This window comes from Dellaglioa sp. CoH-57-MRSF-18 (genome assembly GCF_056781995.1).
Map to the genome: position 1 here is coordinate 1 of NZ_JBXAXX010000011.1, position 4,217 is coordinate 4,217.

5 protein-coding genes are annotated in these 4,217 nt (G+C 36.1%); all 5 read right to left on the bottom strand.

Annotation, left to right across the window (positions count from 1 at the left end):
- Positions 1 to 542 precede the first annotated feature (542 nt).
- Complete coding sequence (locus tag AC1RPG_RS07680; protein WP_481761989.1) at positions 543 to 1,163, bottom strand: GNAT family N-acetyltransferase; 621 nt, start codon at positions 1,161 to 1,163, stop codon at positions 543 to 545.
- A 93-nt stretch (positions 1,164 to 1,256) separates the two neighbouring features.
- Positions 1,257 to 1,478 carry a hypothetical protein gene (locus AC1RPG_RS07685; protein WP_481761990.1) on the bottom strand — a complete coding sequence of 74 codons (222 nt, stop codon included), beginning with the start codon at positions 1,476 to 1,478 and terminating at the stop codon, positions 1,257 to 1,259.
- Positions 1,475 to 2,206 (bottom strand): replication protein, encoded by a 732-nt coding sequence (locus AC1RPG_RS07690; protein ID WP_481761991.1) that lies wholly within the window; start codon positions 2,204 to 2,206, stop codon positions 1,475 to 1,477. Before AC1RPG_RS07690 ends, AC1RPG_RS07685 begins: the two co-directional genes overlap by 4 nt.
- A gap of 74 nt (positions 2,207 to 2,280) precedes the next feature.
- Complete coding sequence (locus tag AC1RPG_RS07695) at positions 2,281 to 2,445, bottom strand: transcriptional regulator (RefSeq protein ID WP_481761992.1); 165 nt, start codon at positions 2,443 to 2,445, stop codon at positions 2,281 to 2,283.
- Positions 2,446 to 3,022: 577 nt separating this feature from the next.
- On the bottom strand, positions 3,023 to 4,108 hold the full coding sequence (mobV, locus tag AC1RPG_RS07700; protein ID WP_004906452.1) for a MobV family relaxase: 1,086 nt from the start codon (positions 4,106 to 4,108) through the stop codon (positions 3,023 to 3,025).
- Between the last annotated feature and the right edge of the window lie 109 nt (positions 4,109 to 4,217).

Below are 4,217 nucleotides of genomic sequence, written 5' to 3' on the forward strand. Positions count from 1 at the left end.
GTAAAGTATAACCCACTATACTTCACTCTGTGAAGTGTGGTCTCTGCGAGGCTAAAAACTGTCTGTCCACTTTGCCCCTTTTTTCGCCTTTAGGCTGAAAAGGTTCGACGTGAACAGGCACAAAAAAAAACGCCTACAGCTGTCCTTTTTTCTAGTAACAGAAATGATATTTTCACCTTTGCATTTTTCCGCAACGATTGCAAATTCATTTCAATATCAAATTCAAAACAACAGACCTTGCCACTTTTTCAAAAGTGGCAAACCCAGAAAATTTCTACATGTCTCCGACGGCTCGAAAACGAGTTGCCAAGAGGGTGGAAAATCAGTGGATCGTATCAACTTCTTAAATTCCTTCCGATTTGCTTCAGTCAGACATTTATCGTTGACCCTACCGTTTATTTTCCCACTGGCCAAATAAAAAAGAGTAGCCTAAGCTACCCTTTTCTAAAAAAATAGTTCAACAATCGCGCCCATTGAAGGTAAATTTTTAAGAAATAACATTTTTTCATTTTACTTAGAAAATATAATACTAGCCCCTTTTATCACATTTTTCCGTACAAATAGAAATGCATATTCTCTTGTAATTCTGGCAAATCGAGCGTTTCTTCAGCTAATCGTTCCAAACCTTGATGTTCATAAAAGCCAAAATTACATGTCGTATCCGTAAATAAGTAAAATGTCTTAAGATTTTCAGATGTCATATAATCTAAAAATTGTTGATACAATTGTTTACCGATACCTGAACCACGTTGGTTTCCATCTACAACAAAAAAAGCTAATTCACCATCAAAGTTTGTACCAATGCTCTTTAAAAGAATTTCATCAACTTCTTCAAATTTTTGAAACGTCTTTCCAATTTTACGCCCTTCTTTAGATATAGCAATTCGTGCAACAGCAATTCCTTGCCGAATAAGATACCTTAGTGGTTTACGATGTGTTTCTCTATTTTTACCCATAATAATACCAACAGGCACTTCATTAAAAACAGCAACACTAGTAAATGTTTGATTAACAAGACAACTGGCAAGATATATTTTAGACAGTTGTTTAGCTAATTTTGGGCTTCCTAATCGATCGTAGTTCCATGATTTGCGAATCATATCTTCCAAGATATGATAATCGGATGGTTTAATAGGACGGTATTTAATATCTGCTTGTGTCATTACTTTTCCTCCAAATAATTAACTTCTAAATTGTTCTTAAATCCAATATATTCCACGTCAATAATCATTACTTAACCTCTCCAGTCTCAATATTTATTTTATTTCTCCCATTTCTATCAATTCCTCAAATCCTTCAACAAAGTAATCTCTATCTTTCAAACAAACAACTCGTTTTTCTGGACCTTCAGGTGTCTCAGTTTCACTTAACTTTATACCACAAATAAAGCATTGACCTAAAAGCTCTTTAGTCGGGATAACATTTTGATCAGTGTATTCTAAGTATTTCTCAACATCACTTTCACTAAACTCTCTCATGCTCTCACCCCTCTCTCATTCTTTATTTCTCCTGTATCAGGATCAATGGTTTTTGAATAGACCGGACGATAACCACATTGGTAATTTGCATCAAAATATAGTCGAAAAATTCCAGAAGAACTTGAAATTATTTCATTCACATATTTCATACTCTCAATTCCAAATTCGTTACCTCTTTGTCTGATAAACGAGCTTAATTCCTTTACATTAACAATGTTATATTCATCTACAATTTCAAGTAAAGTCTGCCTTAATTCTTTCTTTTCATTTTCATCAAGTGTTACGTATCTATCAATATCAAAATCATTTATAAAGATTAAATCTTTTTTATCGTAGCGGTGTTTACCTTTCTTAATTGCATCAGAACTTTCATGCGTTAAATACTGAAAATAATACTCCACGCTATCAACAATTTCGATATGAGATACAGATTGATCACCTAAATTACGTTTTATTTTTTTCCGAATACTTTCAACAGTAACCGGATTACGAGCAATATACAAAACATGATAATGTGGTTTTTTATAAATTGATCCACCAGCACTTATTATCTCTTGTTCATCAGGAGTCATATCTTTAAATTTTCGTTCAGTTTTATCTAAATTATGGAGCGGACTAATCGCCATAGGAATACCAGTTTTTTCTAAATTTTCAATAAAGTTTTCAGGAATACTTTCAGGATACAAAATGAATGCAAAGTTTCTAGCCTTTGTATTTTTAGTAGTCATATAGTATAATCACCTTTAGAAAATAAAAGCATTTTTCACGAGCGAACTTGAGAGAGGGCGCTCTTTTTTTATGCTCATTTTTCTCCTTTCTTAGATTTTTCGATAACATCACGCATATAGTTTCTAATATCGTAAGTTACAATTTTTCCTTCACTTTTTAAAATCTCTTTGTAATCAGCATACATCTTTTTAGGTATTCTAACGGTTACAACTTGATATTCTGTTTTCTCTTCAGGCATAAAACTCACTCCTTTATTTTTTTATCATTATACATCATTATATACTTATAGTCTATATAGTCAAAAAATAACCCGTTTAAAAAAACGGCGGTCAAAACGGCGGTCAAACGGCGGTCATAAAAAAACTCCCAAATCCATTGGGAGAGTAAGCGTAAAGTCCTATTCAAGTAAAATTTGGCACTCGGCACTTATAGGGGGGTCGTAGTACGGGAGCGAAATTCGCTCCCTGCCCCCTGATTTTCAAAATTTTTATCCCACTCAAACCAAAATATGGGCTCCGCCCAAACCCGCAAGCTGTGTCAGCTTGACCCCATAAATGAGCGGGAGCTCCCGCTCAAACTCACCCCGCACTCGCCGTGGGGCAGGCAAAAAAAGCAGGTGTGCTTTTCTTTGCATGCGCAAAAGTGTTTTATCCGCTAGTCTATCAACTCCTTAAAGCCTCAAAAAGGGGCTAACTGCTAAAGCAGCAAGCCCCTTTAATTCGATTTACCGTTGACAGACACAAAATTAACGACGTTCAATCTAGCCAGATGTTAAATTAAGCTCTTAAATGCCATTTTAAGCCCATATAAGCGTTTTAAAGATGTGGACCGCCTAATTCATCAGATTTATGTTTTTCGAGTTCCTGTGAGCTTTCAGGGGCTTTTTTAGACGGTTCTTTTAGTCCTGCACGTTCTAGCCACTTGTCAGGTAAATTGATACCTAGTTTTTTGTGTAGAAATTCATCAACATTGCGGACAATGCCTTGAAGTGTTCCGACTAACTTTTGCAATCGCTCATTCTCTCTTTCGAGGTCATTATAGTCCCACGTTGTTCTAGTCAGTTTATCTCTTAACGAGTCGGCTTCACGCCTTGCTCTAGCATGCATTTGATTGTAATTATCACTAAAAGACGCCCGTTGTTCCAAATCAGCGAGATCAGATTTATCAACCATGACTTTATTTTTATTCAGCAAAGTTGGTTTACTAGCAATTTTTTTGTTATCCCGTGGCTTGATTTCATCAAGCTGTTTTTTAGTATCTGCAAGCTTTGCTTGTGTCTCTTGTTTTTCGGTCTCTATTTTTTTCAAATCTTCCCGCATAGTTTTGTATTCGGGTACTGATAAATTCTTACGCTCTTTGTTTTTGTTGCCACGTTGAACATCAAAGCCATTCTCTTTGAGATATTGTGGTAATTCCTCTTGAATGCGCTGTAAGGCTTCACGATTGAATATACGCTTAGCTGAGAGCTTTCTATCATCATCAAAGGGCACAATGCCCATATGCATGTGAGGGGTCTTCTCGTCCAAGTGAACGACCGCATAACGAATATTTTCGTCGCCATAGTTATCTGCAAAATATTGTTTGGCTGTTTCAAAATATTTACGGGTTTCGACTTCGTCTAATTGCTCAAAAAAATCTTTGTCACTGGTTAGAATCCACTCATTGACTAAAACAGCGTCTTTGCGAACTGCCCGCTTACTAGCTTTATTTTCGTTGATATAGGCTTCAATATCCGTTTTAAAATTATCAGTGCGCCCAGCCACCAAATCATAATTCAAGTGGGAGCGGGAAACATCAATATCTTCGTTGCTGTGATTAGTCGTTTTCCGTTGGTCATGATTGCCAATACCGACTAAATTATCAGCTTTTAATTTCGTCATTCTAGCCACTACAAAACTCATAGTACGCACCTCATTTCGGAGTTATCTTCCAAGTAAAGTATAACCCACTATACTTCACTCTGTGAAGTGTGGTCTCTGCGAGGCTAAAAACTGTCTGTCCACTTTGCCC